The 16,340-nt window shown below is 64.6% G+C and carries 11 protein-coding genes; 2 read left to right on the forward strand and 9 right to left on the reverse strand.

The genetic code is table 11. From position 1 onward, the window contains the following. Nucleotides 1-291 precede the first annotated feature (291 nt). From EB835_RS13655 to EB835_RS13675, 5 genes are all read right to left on the reverse strand, one after another. Entirely contained in the window at nt 292-1,722 is a 1,431-nt protein-coding gene (locus EB835_RS13655; protein WP_135810013.1) for a purine-cytosine permease family protein, read from the reverse strand. 157 nt (nt 1,723-1,879) lie between these two features. After that, entirely contained in the window at nt 1,880-3,019 is a 1,140-nt protein-coding gene (locus tag EB835_RS13660; RefSeq protein ID WP_135810014.1) for an acyl-CoA dehydrogenase family protein, read from the reverse strand. Between the two features lie 49 nt (nt 3,020-3,068). Next, nucleotides 3,069-4,214: a CaiB/BaiF CoA transferase family protein gene (locus EB835_RS13665; protein ID WP_135810015.1), complete on the reverse strand. Its 1,146-nt coding sequence runs from the start codon at nt 4,212-4,214 to the stop codon at nt 3,069-3,071. Between the two features lie 166 nt (nt 4,215-4,380). Further along, the gene (locus tag EB835_RS13670) at nt 4,381-5,607 is read right to left on the reverse strand and encodes an acetyl-CoA C-acetyltransferase (RefSeq protein WP_240688744.1); all 1,227 of its coding nucleotides are present in this window, start codon (nt 5,605-5,607) and stop codon (nt 4,381-4,383) included. 262 nt (nt 5,608-5,869) lie between these two features. Further along, nucleotides 5,870-6,763, reverse strand: coding sequence for a LysR family transcriptional regulator (locus EB835_RS13675; protein WP_135810017.1), 894 nt, complete (start codon nt 6,761-6,763; stop codon nt 5,870-5,872). Nucleotides 6,764-7,143: 380 nt separating this feature from the next. Between EB835_RS13675 and EB835_RS13680 the strand changes: the two genes are divergently transcribed. After that, the gene (locus tag EB835_RS13680; RefSeq protein WP_135810018.1) at nt 7,144-7,959 is read left to right on the forward strand and encodes a hypothetical protein; all 816 of its coding nucleotides are present in this window, start codon (nt 7,144-7,146) and stop codon (nt 7,957-7,959) included. 253 nt (nt 7,960-8,212) lie between these two features. Next, nucleotides 8,213-9,934, forward strand: coding sequence for a urocanate hydratase (gene hutU, locus EB835_RS13685; RefSeq protein ID WP_135810019.1), 1,722 nt, complete (start codon nt 8,213-8,215; stop codon nt 9,932-9,934). A gap of 353 nt (nt 9,935-10,287) precedes the next feature. On the opposite strand, the gene EB835_RS13690 is transcribed toward hutU, so the two are convergent. The 4 genes from EB835_RS13690 to EB835_RS13705 form a co-directional block, all read right to left on the reverse strand. Continuing rightward, nucleotides 10,288-11,178, reverse strand: coding sequence for an SDR family oxidoreductase (locus EB835_RS13690; protein ID WP_135810020.1), 891 nt, complete (start codon nt 11,176-11,178; stop codon nt 10,288-10,290). A 49-nt stretch (nt 11,179-11,227) separates the two neighbouring features. Beyond that, entirely contained in the window at nt 11,228-12,769 is a 1,542-nt protein-coding gene (locus EB835_RS13695) for a phytoene desaturase family protein (RefSeq protein ID WP_135810021.1), read from the reverse strand. Nucleotides 12,770-12,890: 121 nt separating this feature from the next. Further along, the gene (locus EB835_RS13700; protein ID WP_135810022.1) at nt 12,891-14,744 is read right to left on the reverse strand and encodes a DUF3556 domain-containing protein; all 1,854 of its coding nucleotides are present in this window, start codon (nt 14,742-14,744) and stop codon (nt 12,891-12,893) included. A 148-nt stretch (nt 14,745-14,892) separates the two neighbouring features. Continuing rightward, entirely contained in the window at nt 14,893-16,212 is a 1,320-nt protein-coding gene (locus EB835_RS13705) for a PucR family transcriptional regulator (protein ID WP_135810023.1), read from the reverse strand. Between the last annotated feature and the right edge of the window lie 128 nt (nt 16,213-16,340).

A 16,340-nucleotide genomic window follows, 5' to 3' on the forward strand; every position in this document is an offset into this window, starting at 1 on the left:
TCTCAACCACTCACGCAGCAGTGGTTCCTCATCCTCGAGCAGGGTCAGAGCCGGAGCGGGAGAATTCGCCATAAACCAATTCTCCCAAACACCCAACCATTCAGGAATTAACGACACGCGACACTAGAGGCCATTCGCCGGAGGTGTAGCGGCCTACGTAATCAGCCACAAAAAACAACCGCCGGTCGGCAGCGAAGTGCACTGCCGACCGACGGCCGTTGACTAAACGAAGCCACCCTGCCGAGGCTACGTGCTCGGAAAGGGCAGGGCCGCCTCGGTGGGGGTGGCCCGTCACTTCCGCTCGAGTTCCTCGAGGCTGGGGTAGATCGTCTCCTTCGGGGCAACTCCGTGGTTGCGGATGAGCACGTAGTAGAGGACGAAGGTGACGACGATTCCGACGAGCCACGAGATGTCCGCGCCGCCGAGCTTCGCGACCAGCGGGCCGGTGTAGAACGACTGTGCGAGGAACGGGATCTGGATGAGCACGCCGACGCCGTAGGCGACGAGCGCTCGCCAGTTCCATGCGCCGTAGCGGCCGGCCCGGTCGTAGAAGGCCGGAATGTCGAAGCGGTCCTTCGAGATCAGGTAGTAGTCGGTGAGGTTGATGATGGACCACGGGGTGAAGACCATGAGCAGCGCGAGGACGAAATTCTTGAAGTTCGCCAGGAAGTCCGCCGAGGCCAGCAGCGCCACGAGCACAGTGAGCGTGACGATGCCGATGACGAAGGCCGCACGGGTCCAGCGGCGGATCGTCGCCTTGTTGCCGAAGGACGTGAGGATCGTCAGCGTGCACATGAACGCCCCGTAGGCGTTGAGCGTATTGACCGTCAGCTTGCCCAACAGGATGACGATGAAGATGAGCAGAGCGAACACGCCCCCGCCGACGATGTCGCCGACATAGGCGACCTGGTTTTCGACGAACAGGTTGCCGGACTCCGTCATGGCGGCAGCTCCGATGAGCGCACCCAAGGTCATCGACCATTGCGAGCCGATGACCGATCCGCCGAAGGTGAACCAGAACGTCTTCGACGACGGGGTCGAACGCGGCAGGTAGCGCGAGTAGTCCGCGACATAGGGCCCGTAGGTCAGCTGCCAGCCGACCGACAGAGCGATCGCCGAGAGGAACGCGGGGAAGGCGAAAGAGGAGCCTGAGATCAGTCCGGGTACGTCGACTTGCGTGAGCACACAGTAAGTGATGAACAGGAACCCGAGCAGGCCCGTCACCGAGGAGATCCGTCCGAGCACATGGATGTACTTGTATCCCAGCAGAGCCACGAGGGCAGTGAGTGCGCCGAAGATGACGATGCCCACTGCCGGGGTCTGAACGCCGATGATGAGGTTGACGGCCTGACCGGACAGGACCGCGCCGGTGGAGGCGAAGCCGATGTACATGAGGACGACGAGCACAAGCGGGATGATCGCCCCGATGATGCCGAACTGTGCACGCGAGGAGATCATCTGCGGTAGACCCAGCTGCGGACCCTGAGCCGAGTGCAGCGCCATGACGATGCCGCCGATGATGTTGCCGATGAGCAGGCCGATGATCGCCCACAGCGCATCGGCACCGAAGACGACGGCCAGAGCTCCGTCGACGATCGCGGTGATCTGAGTGTTGGCGCCGAACCACAGGGTGAACTGTGAACGTGGCGTTCCGTGACGCTCGGCGTCAGGCACCATCTCGATGGATCGCTTCTCGATCCCCGAACTGGTCGTACCAGCCATGATCTTCTCCTTTGAACTGATGAACCTGGTTCAGTGTGGCACCACTGCACAGCACCGACGAGGTTCAGATCACACTTTCTGTCCGAGATATCGGAATATCGACGAGGCGTGCTCAAGCCTCGGACGTAGAGTGGTCGGCCCGTCTGAGCGTGTGCTCTTACTTCGATAGGGAACGGGCGATGATCGTGCGCTGGATCTCCGAGGAGCCCTCGTAGATCCGGTAGATCCGGGCATCACGGACGTAGCGTTCGAGCGGGAAGTCCCGCGTGAAGCCGTATCCACCGTGGATCTGCAGGGCTTCATCGGCAATGAATGCGGCCGCCTCGGAGGCGGCGAGCTTGGCCGTTGCCGAGGACCGAGTGAAGTCCACCTCGGCGTCGCGCTGTTCGGCGGCATCCATCGTCAGCAGCCACGCCGAGCGGTACTTCGTGTACATGTCCGCGAGCTTGAACGCGATGCCCTGAAGCCGATTGAGCGGCTTGCCGTTGATTTTCCGCTCGCCTGCCCAGGCGACGGCGGCGTCGAGCGCGGCCTTGCCGATGCCCAGGCTCATCGCGGCGACCTCGATGCGCCCGCGGTCGAGCACGCGCATGGCCGTGGTGAAGCCCTCGCCCTCGACTCCGAGGAGCGCATCCTCGGGAACGACGGTGTCGATGACGAATTCGTAGACCGGGCTGCCGCGCAGACCCATCGTCTTCTCCGGGGGATTGAAGTCCAACCCCGCCGAGGAGGCCTTCGGGTCCACGATGAATGCACTGATCCCTTTGTGCCCGGCTTCGACGTCGGTCTTCGCGTAGACGACGATGAAGTCTGCGAAGCCGGCGTTCGTGATGAAGCATTTCGCACCCTTGATGTGCCAGCCGCCGTCGACCCGGGTTGCCTTCGTCGACATCTCCGCCGGGTTCGACCCGGCCCCTGGCTCGGTCAGTCCGAATGACCCGATGACCTCGCCCGCTGCCGCTCTCGGCAGCCAGTCCTGCCGCTGTGCATCGGTGCCGCCGAGGAGGATCGAGTCCGTGGCCAGGAATTGTGCGGTGATGATCGATGCCGTCGACGCGCAGGCCTCGGTGACCGCAGCGACCATCTGGCTCATTGCCACCGACCCGACGCCGGGCCCTCCGAACTCTTCGGGCAGGTTGAGGCCCATGACCCCCACCTCGGCGAGGGTCTTCAGGGTTTTATCGGAGACGCGTTCGTTCGCGTCCGCGGCGGCGGCCTGTGGGGCCAGGACATCCGCACTGATCTGGGTGACGGCATCGACGAGTTCCTGTTCGTCGGCGGTGATATCGAATGCCATGGTTGCTCCTTGCGACCGGGTTTGAACGTGAGGTAGACGCGGTGGACTGTCAGTGTGAGGCTGTGTCCGCGGGTGCGAAATCGGCATTGTGCTCGCCGAGGTGGGGCGCCGGCAGAGTGGATGCGGGGCGGGCGCCGTCGACGAGGAGAGGGTGGCCGAGATAGGCGTGCCCGGTGCGCGGATCGGTGGCGGTGAGGCCGCGGCCGGAGCCGATCGGACCGTCGACGGCTTCGTCGAAATCGAGGACTGGGGAGTTCGGGACACCGGCGGCGTCGAAGATCGCGCACAGCTCATCGACGGTGCGACCGGTCGTGAACTCTTCGATCTCGACGCGCAGCACCTCGTCGTTGTCTGACCGCTGGCCGTCGGTGGCGAAGCGCGGATCCGTGGCCAGCTCCGGCTTGCCCAGGGTGGCGGCGAGAGTGCCGAAGAGGCGGTCGTTGGCCACGGCTATGACGATCAGCCCGTCAGCTGCACGATAGGTGTCGAAAGGTGCAGAGACCGGGTGACGGTTGCCGACCCTGGCCGGGGCGGAGCCAGCGGCATGAAGCGAGGCATTCGTCGGCTGCATGGCGAGCATGACGTCGAGCATCGGAATGTCGAGGTGGGTGCCTTCGCCGGTGGTCTGGCGGTGGAAGAGCGCGGTGGAGATGCCGAAGGCGGCGAAGACACCCGCGGAGACATCGGCGATGGACTCGCCGATCCGGGTGGGGGAACCTTCGGGGAAGCCGGTCGAGGCCATGAGTCCGCTCAGGGCCTGGATGACTGTGTCGTAGGCCGGACGCCCGGCCTGCGCGCCATGCTGGCCGAAGCCGGAGATCGAGGCGTAGACGATATCGGGTTTCACGGCCTTGGCGTCCTCGTAGGACAGGCCGAGCTTTGCGGCGACGCCGGGGCGGAAGTTCTCGACGACGACATCGGCTTCGGCGATGAGGTCGAGCAGCCGTGCATGGTGCTCGGGATCTTTGAGGTCGGCTTCGATCGAGCGTTTGCCGCGGTTGAGGCCGGTGAAGTACGTCGACCCGGAATCGGTGAATGGTCCGAGATGTCGGGAGTCATCGCCGTGTCCGGGCATCTCGACCTTGATGACTTCTGCACCCTGGTCGGCGAGCATCGCTGTGGCGTAGGGACCTGCGAGAACACGGGAGAAATCGACGACCCGAACCCCGGAGAGCAGCTTCTTCGTTGCATTCATACGAGCTATCTTCGGCGCGGTCCAGGACGAAGACAACGGGGTGTGGTGCGAATTCGTCCGAAGTGTCGGATGCCGAGAGGTGATAGAGGTCAGTCCTGTTCAGTGGACGACATGAGGGCCCCGGTTCGCTGTGCTGCGAACCGGGGCCCTCGTGCTCTAACTGGGATCAGGGAGCGACGCGCTCGAACACTGCGGCCATTCCCTGGCCACCGCCGATGCACATGGTTTCCAGACCGAAGCGCGATTCGCGACGATCCATCTCGTGCAGCAGAGTGGCGAGGATGCGCCCGCCGGTGGCGCCGATCGGGTGACCGAGCGAGATGCCCGAACCGTTGACGTTGAGGCGCTCGGCGAAGTCGGATTCCGCGAGTTTGAACTCCCGCGTGCAGGCGAGCACCTGGGCGGCGAAGGCCTCGTTGAGTTCGATGAGGTCGATGTCGGAGAGTTCGAGTCCGGCGCGCTGCAGCGCCTTCGTCGTCGCCGGCACTGGACCGATGCCCATGGTCTCCGGCCCCACTCCGGCGACCGCCCAGCTGCGCATCCGAGCGAAGACCCGCAGGCCCAGCTCGGCGGCCTTTGTTGCGGTGGTGACGATGCACATCGCCGCGCCGTCATTCTGTCCCGAGGCGTTGCCCGCGGTCACCGTCGCCTCATCGTCGACCTTCGCCCGCAGCGGCTTGAGCTTCGCGAGCTTCTCCGCCGTGGAGTCGGGGCGGATGTGCTCGTCTGTGGTGATGACCTGTTCCGGAGTCTTGCGTGTGGCCGGCAGGGTGATCGGAACGATCTCCTCGGCGAACTTGCCCTCCTCGGTCGCCGAGGCGGCCCGCCGGTGCGATTCCGCGGCATAGGCGTCCTGTTCCTCGCGCGGGATCGAGTACTCACGGCGCAGATTCTCCGCAGTCTCGATCATCCCGCCGGGAACCGGGTAGTCGTCTCCGCCGGCGGTCACCCGACCGCGTGCCAGGCTGTCCTTGAGTTCGACACCCGTGCCTTTGACGCCCCAGCGGATCTCCTCGTTGTAGAACGGTGCCCGGCTCATCGACTCCGCACCACCGGCGATGACGAGATCGGCGAACCCAGCGTGGATCATCGCGTAGGCGTCGCCGATCGCCTGCAGGCCGGATCCGCAGCGGCGGTCCACCTGACGACCGGGAACCGTGGTCGGCAGCCCGGAGTTGAGGGCGACGACGCGGCCGATGGACGGGGTTTCCATATGCGGGTAGCCGTTGCCGAGGATGACATCGTCGACGGCCTCACCCGGCAGTGAGGTCTTCTCGAGCAGGGCGGTGAGCGCCTGCCGGCCGAGCTCTTCATGCGGCACGTTCTTGAACTGCCCGCCGAATCCGCCCACGGGGGAGCGGAGGGGTTCGCAGATGACGATGTCTTCGGACACAGAGTCTCCCTTTGGATCGTGATCGAGCCGTCCTGCCGGGGCAGAAGGCTCGATCCATTCGGCATCACTGCCGATACTGATATCAATACGTACTGATTTTGAACATATCCGAATGGATCGCCAGTGACAAGGGGGCGTCTCAATGAATGGGCGTCCGGGGGTGCGGCGCTGAGTGCGGTGAGCGAGTTCGCTCCTGCACGGGGCACGACTTGCCGAGATCGGTCGAGGCTGCCGGGTGGTCGGCAGGACCGCCTCGGCGAGCTCAGCGGACGGTCGGCAGTACCTCCTCGGCGACATCGAGGACCGTGCTCAATGCGGCATCCTGATGGTCGAGCCGGTAGGCGAGGTAGAGCTGCGTGATCTCGTTCGGGGTGTTGAGAGGGACCGCCGCGATCCGGGAATCGTAGCCGACGGCCACGGAGTCGAAGGTGATCGTCACGCCCATCCCAGCGGCGACGAGAGCGGAGATCGACTGCGAATCCGGTGCCTCCTGGACGACTCGTGGGCTGAAGCCGGCGTCGAGGCACAGGCGCATCGCCGTCTCGCGCAGGCTCGAGTTCGGTCGGGCGGGAAAGAGGACGAACGGCTCATCGGCCAGCTCCTTGACGTTGATCGATTTTCGTCCGGCCAGTCGGTGGCTGCTGGGAACTGCGACGCAGGGCCTCTCGACCGCGACCGGGCGTCCGGCAATGAGCGGCGGGCGCTTGCGCCACCGGACGAGTGCGAGATCGAGCGTGCCGTCCATGATCCGTTCGAGCCCTTCTTCGGAGTAGACGCTCGACTCGAGCTGGAAGGTGATCCCCGGGTTGCGCTCGTGCGAGGCGGTGACGAGGGCGGCGACGAGGTCGCGCGAGGACGGCTGTGAGTAGCCGAGGCGGACGCGACCGACCTCTCCGCTGGAGGAGCGGTGAACCGATTCGATCGCGGCCTGCTGGGTGGCGAGCATGTGCTTGGCCGGTTCGAACAGTGCCTTGCCGGCTGGAGAGAGGCTGACCGAGCGGGTGGTGCGCTGGAACAGGGAGGCGCCGAGCTCAGTCTCGAGGGTGCGGATCGTGCGACTCAGCGGCGGCTGGGCCATGCCGAGGCGTTCGGCGGCACGGCCGAAATGGAGCTCCTCGGCGACGGCGACGAAGGCGCGGATCTGCTGCAGCTCCATGGACGGTCTCCCCGGTCAGGTGGTCGATGACGAATTATTGCCTGGATTGATAATAATACGAAAGCTGTGGTTGCAAAGGTGATAATTCGACGGCGCGAGCCACAGACGGCGGCAAACCCGTCCGCTGATGGCAGTCGTTGATGGGCTCGTAAGGAAAGCGGGCGAGTCTGACGCCACCGCACGGGTGCGATAGCGTCATCAGTAACAACCATTATTGAGGGAACGGTGCTTGTTGAATAGGCCTCCGCCCAGGCGGGGCGGGGAAATCCCTTCTGAACGATCACGAGGAGTGGCAGATGACGGTGGAACGAGGCTTCGGCAGGCACCTCCGATGGATCGTTCCGCTCCTCCTCATCCCTCTGTCGGTTGTGATCTTCGGAATGATCGCACTGATGGCCTTGCCGGGTTCAGACGGTCCGGGCCTGACGTGGCTGGTCGTCGTCGCCGGTCTGTGTATGGCAGTGGCTCCGATCGTTTTCCTCATCCTGACGATCACAGGTGCGCAGAAGACTTATCGTCTGAGCGAAACGTATCGGCGGAAGGTGCAGAAGCGCTGCGAAGTACAGGCTCGCAGAACGGAGCAGCAGATCGTCGCCGAAGGAGGGCCACGCTGTGACTTCGAGGCTCGAACGATCGCGAGAGTGCAGGCTACTCACTGGTGCGAAACTCTGATGAATGGCGAAGCGCTGTCGGCCTCAGAGAACTTCAGCCTCAACCTTGAACCAGGCGAGTCTCTTGTGGATCAGTTCCGGGCCAAGTATGCACGCTTCTACGGCCAGAACGTGACCTACCGGACCGGCGGTGTCGTCGCCATGGGAAGCCCGCTCTTCGTCGTCGGTGCAATGATCGGATCGTCGGTCGGGAATGCGAATGCTCGATCCCAGGCGCGGCGGCAGGCGGCCGCGCAATGGAGAGAAATCCAGTACGTCGATGTGTTCGTCACCGACCGTAGGCTGATCGTTCCAGTTGGCGGACGCACGTTGTCCTTCTATTACGATGCTTTGGCTGCGTTCTACCCCGAGCTGGATGCAATGACCCTCACGATGGACTTCGGCGATAAGACCGAGCCGTTGCAGCTCTTCTCGCCGGACATCGCGGCGACGTCGGTCCTCATCATTCGTCAGCTTCAGGGCGTCGACGGACTGCGGCGCCACCCTGCGATCAAATCAATCAGCGACCGCGCGATCGCTTCTTGAATTCGTCGAGAGGGCAGGGCGTGGGTATCTGCATCATGTAACGAGTCGTCCGGGTCGGTCTACAAGTGCACGATAACGAGCATGTCCGAAATACCGGACAGAACTTGATGCAGCCCACTTCCGCATTCTGTTCCAGTCGTCAGAATGGATGGTGTAGTCAGAGCCGACAGCGCAGGGGAGTCCACGCCTCGGCGCGACGGCGAAGCGGCAGCCAAGCATCCGCCTCGTCGGACACAGCGACAAGGAGAATCCCATGACCACCAAGCCGTCGTTCACTCAGCACGACCCGTCCCGCGTCATCCGTGCCGACCGCGGAACCGAGATCACCGCGAAGTCCTGGCAGACCGAAGCACCCAAGCGCATGCTCATGAACAACCTCGACCCCGAGGTCGCCGAACGTCCCGAAGACCTCGTCGTCTACGGCGGCACCGGCCGCGCCGCCCGCTCCTGGGAAGCATATGACGCAATCGTGCGCACCCTCGACGACCTCGAGGACGACGAAACCCTCCTCATCCAGTCCGGCAAACCCGTCGGCGTCATGCGCACCCACGAATGGGCGCCTCGAGTGCTCATCGCGAACTCCAACCTCGTCGGCGACTGGGCCAACTGGGAGCACTTCCGCGAGCTCGAGGCCGAGGGCCTGATGATGTACGGCCAGATGACCGCCGGATCCTGGATCTACATCGCCACTCAGGGCATCCTCCAGGGCACTTACGAAACCTTCGGCGCCATCGCCCGCAAGCGCTTCGACGGCACCCTGGCCGGCACCCTGACCATCACCGCCGGCTGCGGCGGCATGGGCGGAGCCCAGCCGCTGTCCGTGACCCTCAACGGCGGCGCCTGCCTCATCATCGACGTCGACAAGACCCGCCTCGACCGCCGCAAGGGTAAGCGCTACCTCGACGAGGTCGAAACCGACCTCGACACCGCACTGGCCAAGGTCATCGAAGCCAAGAAGAACAAGCAGGCACTGTCGGTCGGACTCGTCGGCAACGCCGCCGAGATCCTCCCGCTCATCCTCGACCGCCCCGAGGCGGCCGAGGTCGACATCGTCACCGACCAGACCTCCGCGCACGACCCGCTGTCCTACCTGCCGATCGGCGTGAGCGTCGACGAATGGCACGACGAAGCCGACCAGGACGCCGAGAAATTCACCATCCGCGCCGAGGAGTCCATGGCCAAGCATGTGAAAGCCATGGTCGAATTCCAGGACCGCGGCGCCGAGGTCTTCGACTACGGCAACTCGATCCGCGACGAAGCTCGCAAGGCCGGATACGATCGCGCCTTCGAATTCCCCGGATTCGTCCCCGCCTATATCCGTCCTCTTTTCTGCGAAGGACTCGGACCCTTCCGCTGGGTGGCACTGTCCGGCGACCCGAAGGACATCGAAGTCACCGACCAGGCGCTGAAGGAACTCTTCCCGGAGAACGAACACCTCCACACCTGGCTCGACGCCGCCAACGAATACGTTGAGTTCGAAGGTCTGCCGGCACGCATCTGCTGGCTCGGCTACAAGGAACGCCATCAGGCCGGCCTGCTGTTCAACCAGCTCGTCGCCGAAGGCAAGATCTCGGCCCCGATCGTCATCGGCCGTGACCACCTCGACTCCGGGTCCGTCGCCAGCCCCTACCGCGAGACCGAATCCATGCTCGACGGCACAGACGCCGTGGCCGACTGGCCGCTGCTCAACGCCCTGGTCAACACCTCCTCGGGTGCTACCTGGGTGTCGATCCACCATGGAGGCGGCGTCGGCATCGGCCGCTCCATCCACGCCGGTCAGGTCTCCGTGGCCGACGGCACCGAACTGGCCGCGAAGAAGCTCGCCCGCCTGCTCACCAATGACCCGGGCATGGGCGTCATCCGCCACGTCGACGCCGGCTACGACCGCGCCTCCGAGGTCGCTGAAGAGCGTGGCCAGCGCGTGCCGATGATCCCCGAGCTCGACAAGCGCGACGAGGAATCTGCCGCACAGTAAGCAGTCTGCGGTGCAGCTGCGTACACAGGCGCTGCGTGGACAGGCGCTGTCGCGAATGTGGCGGCCTCTTAGGCACACACTGTTCTGAAATGCTCACGTTCCTCGGTGAGCATTTCAGAGAAAGGTGTGCCGAACGTGGAATCCGGCGTGCAGCTGCTGAATGGCTCACAAAAGGCGGGCAGCTCAGTTCTGAAACTGGGCTGCCCGCCTTTTTGTGGGCTGAGAGTGATTGAGCTGACGGCCGTCTGGGCAGAAGAGGTCTCTTTGGTACGCACTTCTCTGAAATGCCTACGTTCCTCGGTGAGGAATTCAGAGGAAGGTGTACCGGAAGAGGGACCTGGCCTGACGAGTGCCTACTCGTCGAGGAAGAGGTCGAGTTCGAGGTCGTCGGGGCCGTGACCGATGGACCCGGCTCGCGACGGATCGTGTGCGTAGACGGAGAAGTCCGTGACGCCGGCGTCGCTGAGCACCTCGTCGTCGATGAAGAAGTTGCCGGTGACCTCGCGGGGGTCGGAGGTGAGGATCGTCCATGCCGCCTCGGCCATGATCTCGGGCTTGCGACTGCGGGCCATTAGCTGTTCGCCGCCGAGGAGGTTGTTCACAGCGGCCGTGGCGATGGTCGTCCTCGGCCAGAGGCTGTTTGCCGCGACTCCGGCCTCGCGCTGCTCCTCGGCCAGCCCGAGCGTGACCAGCGACATCCCGTACTTCGCCATCGTGTAGCCCAAGTGCTTGCCCGCCCACGCAGGATTGAGGTTGAGCGGCGGAGAGAGGGTGAGCACATGAGCGGCGTCAGAGGCCTGGAGGTGCGGCAGAGCGGTCTTGGCCAGGAGGTAGGAGCCGCGCGAGTTGATCGAGTTCATCAGGTCGAACTTCTTCATCGGCAGGTCCTCGGTCGAGGACAGGTCGATAGCGCTGGCGTTGTTGACGACGACGTCGATCCCGCCGAACGTCTCCGCAGTCTGCGCGACCGCCCCGGCGACGGACTCATCGCTGCGGACATCACCGATGATCGGCAGCGCCTTCCCGCCGGCCTCCTCGATCTGCTCGGCCGCGGTGTAGACCGTGCCCTCGAGCTTCGGATGCGGCTCCGCCGTCTTTGCCAACAGCGCCACATTCGCCCCGTCCGCGGCTGCGCGCAGCGCGATCGCCAGGCCGATTCCCCGGCTTCCGCCGCTCATGAGAATCGTCCGTCCTGCCAGCGACCGGGTGGTGCTTCCCGCGCCGAGGTTGCCGTCAGTGGTCATTGTTCGTCTCCTTTGTCGGTGGTTCGATGCTTGGTATCTGTGATGCAGACTACTCGTTTGTGAGTTGTGCCGGGGAGTCGGCTGCCGCGACGTCCTCTGCCGCGGCCGCGTTCCCGTCGAAGCCGGCTCTACCCCTGTTTCCGTCAAGGTGGGTCAGGGCCGCGTTCCCGCCGAGGTCGGCGATCGCGCGCCTGGCAGCGAGGAACCCGCACATTCCGTGCGCTCCCGGGCCGGGTGGAACCGCGGCCGAGCAGAGGTAGATCCCTCCGTCGTCACGGCGCGCGCTCAGCCGGTACGGGTCGAAGCCGGGACCGGGGCCGAACACAAGCTGCAGCGGATCCTTCCGTCCCGTGAGGATGTCCCCGCCGACGAAGTTCGCATTGAGCGCCTCGATCTCGGACGTGCCCCGCGGAGTCACGGCCAAAATTCGATCCTGAGTACCGGGTGCGAAGCGTTCGATCTGGGACAGGATCGCCTCGGTAGCATCGCCGTCGAAGCCCTGTGGCACATGTGCATAGACGTCGATGGGAACGACCGAACCCTGCCCCCGACTGGGATCGGCCAGATGCTGCTGTGCGAGAAGCGCATACGGACGCTCTGGCATCCGCCCTTTGGCGACGTCCTTCTCCGCGGCAGCGACCTCTTCGTAGGTGCCGCCGAGGTGGACCGTGCCGGACCGTCGCGACGCTTCGTGTGACCACGGGATCCCGCCCTCGACGGCGAGTGCGACCTTGAATGCGGCCGGCCCGTTCTGCCAACGGCCAAGGGTCGTGCGGGCCCAGCCGCCTAGCTGGGACCCGGCGATGCGCTCCGCCTCGGCGGGGCCGGTATCGAGCATGAGCACATCGACGCCACCGAGATCGCGGACATCGTCGATGCGACGACCGGTTACGATCCGCCCGCCGAGGTGGTCCAGCAGAGACGCCATTGCCTCGGTGATCGCCCCGGAACCGCCGACGGCGACGGGCCAGCCGAAGTAATGGGCAGCCGAGGCCAGCGAGGTCCCGATCGCCGCGGACAGCGGCATATCGAAGGGGCCGAAGGTATGGGCGGCGACGCCGGACCACAGGGCCTTGGCCTCCTCGGTGCGGAAGAGGCGGGCGACGGCGGCCGCCGGCAGAGACGCCCGCATCCCCAAGGTCGCGAGGTGGAGAGGATGGCGGGGAATGTGAATGAGGGATTGGAGGAATTCGTCGGCCACGGTGGGCATTCGGGAAGCGACAGGGGAGAAGAAGCGGCGATAAGTGCGCGCATCGGAACCGAGGGTCCGCGAGGTCTCGACGACCGAGCGCAGTGCCGCAGCCCCGCGGCCACCGTCGAGCGGATGGGAGAACTCCACCTCGGTGAAGGCCCACTCCAAACCGTGTGCGGCAAGATCGAAGGTGCGGGAGAATTCGGCGGCGAGGCCGAAGGGATGGTGGCTGGAGCATTCGTCGTGGATGAGGCCGGGCAAGGTGAGCTCGGCGCTGCGGGCACCCCCGCCCACCCGGTCGGCGGCTTCATAGACGGTGACCGAGACGCCGGCGGCGGCCAATGTGATGGCCGCCGCCAGTCCGTTCGGGCCACTGCCGATCACAGCAGCGGTCGTCATTGTTCACTCCTCGGTCGGTTTGAAGGCCAGCGGATGCTGGCCCGAGGCCGGCCCCTGCCTGTCAGTCTGTCTGTCGACGACCGGCAGACTGACAGGCAGGGGCCGATCGGTTGCGGATCACTCAGCGGTTGAGGTCGGTCACCTGGGTCTCAGGGACCTGTTCCGTGACCACCTGGCGGGCCACCTCGGAGGCGGGGGTGTAATTCGGATTCCGCCAGGTGACATTGACCGGGATGGGGCCGTTGGGCAGCCAGGGCTGCTCGGCGACCGCATCGGCGACTTTCCACGTTCCGCGCTCCACGATACCCACGGCTGCATCGATGACCATATAGGTCTGCGTGTTCTTGTGGATCGGCTGTGATTCGACGAAGGCGACGATGAACTCGCCCGGCTCGAAATGGCAGCGACGCTGCAGCACGGCGATCAAGTGGTGGTTGTGCAGATGACCGTCACCGAAGTTGAACCCGACGAGCGAGTTGCACGCGAACTCGGCTTCACGGATCGTCGCCCGGTCAACGTCTTTGACGTGCTTGTACATCAGGGACAGCAGGCCGCGGCCTTGGCTGTGCATGCTCCGCCAACCCAGCGTCTGCTGAACGGTGAGCTCAGCGGCTTCCTGCGGGAAGCCCATCTGCTGCAGCTGGTTGACCTGGTTCTTCGTCGGCCGGGTGATGGCTTCGAGCTTGTCCTCGGCGCCGGGCTGGAAGCCCCACAGAGCCGATGCCCAGTTACCTGCGTACTGACGCATCGACGGGGTGAACGCGACGAGGTCCGGGCGCAGGTTGCCGAGCACGGGGAAGAAGAACAACCCGGCCAGCGACACGATGACCAGCCACGGCGACGAAGCGTCATAGATGCTGTAGCCGTCAGCGTTGGGGAACCCGAGGAACAGGAATCCGGCGGTGTAGGCGAACAGCAGGTTCCATTCCAGCGGCACTGCGAGCGGGAAGGTGGCGGTGATGAAGAGGTGGAAGCAGATCATCAGCCCGGCGGCGACGAGCGCGACCGTGAAGTTCGTGGTGAACAGCAGGACGATCGGCGTCGCGATCTCGACGAGTGTGCCGAGGCCGTGGCCGACGGCCACACCCAGTCCGCCGGGACGGACATCCTCGGGGAAGTTGCGGTAGTGGATCCGCTTGATGAGCTTGGACGGGATGATCGGGGCGTTCGAGATCATCGGCGGGATGACGAACGAGAAGTGCTTGCCGAACTTCGACACCCCGGCGCCGACCCACACGGAGAAGATGAGCAGCTTGAGCATGATGATCATGTCGACGAAGCCGCCGGCGAGCACCGGGGCGAGGGTGAACATGAGCACCGCGGGGCCGTACTGCTCGGCGCGGGCGGCGATGAAGATGACCTTGTCGCGCAGGCCGACGAGGGCGAGGAGCACGAGCGGGGCGATCATCATCACAGGAGAGACGAGGTTGCCGAAGCCCTCAGGGTAGTTCACGGTGACCTGTGCACCGGGAGAGCCGGGCAGGATGATCGGCACGAATGTGGCCACGAGCAGCAGGGCGTAGAGCACGACATCGACTTTGGTGCGATTGAAGCCGTTGGTGCCCGGCACCTTGCCCGGCCAGGGTGGCATCCGGATGGTGCCCGGACGCAGCCAGAACAGGTAGCCACCGGTCATCGGCTTGAACTTGCCGGCCAGAGGACCCCAGGAACCGGCGACGCCGATGGTCTCGAGCAGAAGCGTCCAGAGGACGAGTTTCTGGTAGACGATCGGTTCGTTCCACCACTGCGTGACGTGCCACGGAGCGCCTAGACCTGAGGTCAAAGTCGCGAGAGTGACGCCGAGTCCGATGTAGAGCACGGCGAGCTTCATGATGTAGATGCAGTGGAAGAGGAGTGGTGAGCCGAAGCCGAAGTCAACCCAGTGGAGGACGACGGCGCGGACCCGATCGGACAGCGGTTGCGACTGGAACGTCTCCATGTCGACCGGAGGTGGCACGGGAGTTGAGAACCCCATGGCGCTTCCTTTCTCGGCAGGTGCCCGACCCCGATGTCGGACAGTGGACCTGAACCCAGATTAGGAATGATGTGACGCAGATCCCATGGCCGGGGAAGCCGAACCTCAACGGTGCGCTTGTATCGGGGGTACAAAAGAGCGGGGAAGCTCAGTGTTCTGTGGGGGTGAGGTGATGGTGTGCGCAGAGTGCGGTTTCGATCGCGAGGCGGTCCGCGCTCACGGTCGTGCCGAGTTCAGCTTCGGCCATTTCGATGCGGTAGCGGATCGAATTCTTGTGCATCGACATCGCCGCTGCGGTTGCTGTGTAACTGAGGTCGTGGCGGAGGAATTCGCGCAAAGTCCGGCGGTGTCGGGAATTGGCCTCAGTGTCCTCGGCGATGGGACCGAGGACTGAACGCGCCCACGTCCGCGCCGCTTCGAGATCGCCGGCGAGGAGGGACACGACACTCATTCCCCACTGGTCATGGGAGACTAACGGGGCGTCGCAGGAACCGGCGATCGACACCTGCTGCACCCGGACGGCTTCCTGGTGAGAGAGCCTGAAGCCGGCGGTCAGTGGATGGGCCGAACCGATGGCAAGCTGGACCGATCCGTGCCGCGCGGCGAGCGACCCCGAGACGCCTGTTGCCGCACTGCCGGCGAAGCCGGCGAGCAGGGCTGAATCGAACGCCCAGTCATCGGGCACGGAGATCCATCCCCACGCAGTGTTCTGATCCCGGCCGATGATGAGCACCGGCTGCTTCGTTCCCAGCGCCTGGCCGAGGGCGCGGATTGCGGCGGTGAACCTCCCGAGCTGATCGGCCGTGTGATCAGCGCCCGGTGGAGTCCACGCGATCACCCCGATATGTCGAGCAGACAGTCCGTAGCCGAGTATCCGTTCGGCCGATGACGGGTCGACGTCATCCCCGTCGATGATCCTGCGTACCTGCGTCTCGCGTGCCGTGGCACGGTTGGCCAACCATGATTCGCGTTCGACCTCATAGTGGTCGGCGACCTTCTGGGAGATCCAGTCGATGTATTCGGAGACTTCGTCGACTTGGAATTGGAACACCGCCGTCACCAGCTGCGGTGGCAGCTCGTCGTCGGCAATGACGACTTCGTAGACCCGCTGGAGGAGCCGCTGCTGGCCCAAACGGTACGCCCTGACGAGGGCATTGACCGAGATTCCGCGCTGTGCCAGGGTCTTCGCGTAGTCGAACGCCGCTTGCGGAGGGCGGAGATGATCGGGGGAGAGCCGCTGTTCGAGGGCATCGAAGATCGTTTCGACATTCGACTCGATGCTTGCCCGCAACAGCTCCAGCAGTGCTGTTTCCCTGCTCAGTTCCGTGATTCGCGCGGCCAGATAGTCGTAGACGAGCGCGGTGAACTCAGTGATGTGCGGTCGCATCTGCGCGACGATCCGTGAGGTGTAGAGCTCTACCTCAGTCACATGCCCCTCATTGGGCAGGTGTTTCTGCGTTTCGGCCATAGCAGCACCCTAGTGCGCCGGATCGTGATCAGTGAATGAATCCGCGCGCGGACCGAAAGGATTTTGTACTCTGGAACGAATTCGGTGGAACCCTTTGGATGCCGCGGCCGGTGCCCGGGAGGGGCGAT

The organism is Brevibacterium sp. S22, assembly GCF_004745485.1.
In the GTDB taxonomy this organism is placed as follows: Bacteria; Actinomycetota; Actinomycetes; order Actinomycetales; family Brevibacteriaceae; genus Brevibacterium.

Excerpts from the sequence above, each read along its gene's own strand:
- EB835_RS13655 (WP_135810013.1), bottom strand. The coding sequence starts at position 1,722 with ATGGCTGGTACGACCAGTTCGGGGATCGAGAAGCGATCCATCGAGATG.
- EB835_RS13660 (WP_135810014.1), bottom strand. The coding sequence starts at position 3,019 with ATGGCATTCGATATCACCGCCGACGAACAGGAACTCGTCGATGCCGTC.
- EB835_RS13665 (WP_135810015.1), bottom strand. The coding sequence starts at position 4,214 with ATGAATGCAACGAAGAAGCTGCTCTCCGGGGTTCGGGTCGTCGATTTC.
- EB835_RS13675 (WP_135810017.1), bottom strand. The coding sequence starts at position 6,763 with ATGGAGCTGCAGCAGATCCGCGCCTTCGTCGCCGTCGCCGAGGAGCTC.
- EB835_RS13680 (WP_135810018.1), top strand. The coding sequence starts at position 7,144 with ATGATCGCACTGATGGCCTTGCCGGGTTCAGACGGTCCGGGCCTGACG.
- hutU (WP_135810019.1), top strand. The coding sequence starts at position 8,213 with ATGACCACCAAGCCGTCGTTCACTCAGCACGACCCGTCCCGCGTCATC.
- EB835_RS13690 (WP_135810020.1), bottom strand. The coding sequence starts at position 11,178 with ATGACCACTGACGGCAACCTCGGCGCGGGAAGCACCACCCGGTCGCTG.
- EB835_RS13695 (WP_135810021.1), bottom strand. The coding sequence starts at position 12,769 with ATGACGACCGCTGCTGTGATCGGCAGTGGCCCGAACGGACTGGCGGCG.
- EB835_RS13700 (WP_135810022.1), bottom strand. The coding sequence starts at position 14,744 with ATGGGGTTCTCAACTCCCGTGCCACCTCCGGTCGACATGGAGACGTTC.
- EB835_RS13705 (WP_135810023.1), bottom strand. The coding sequence starts at position 16,212 with ATGGCCGAAACGCAGAAACACCTGCCCAATGAGGGGCATGTGACTGAG.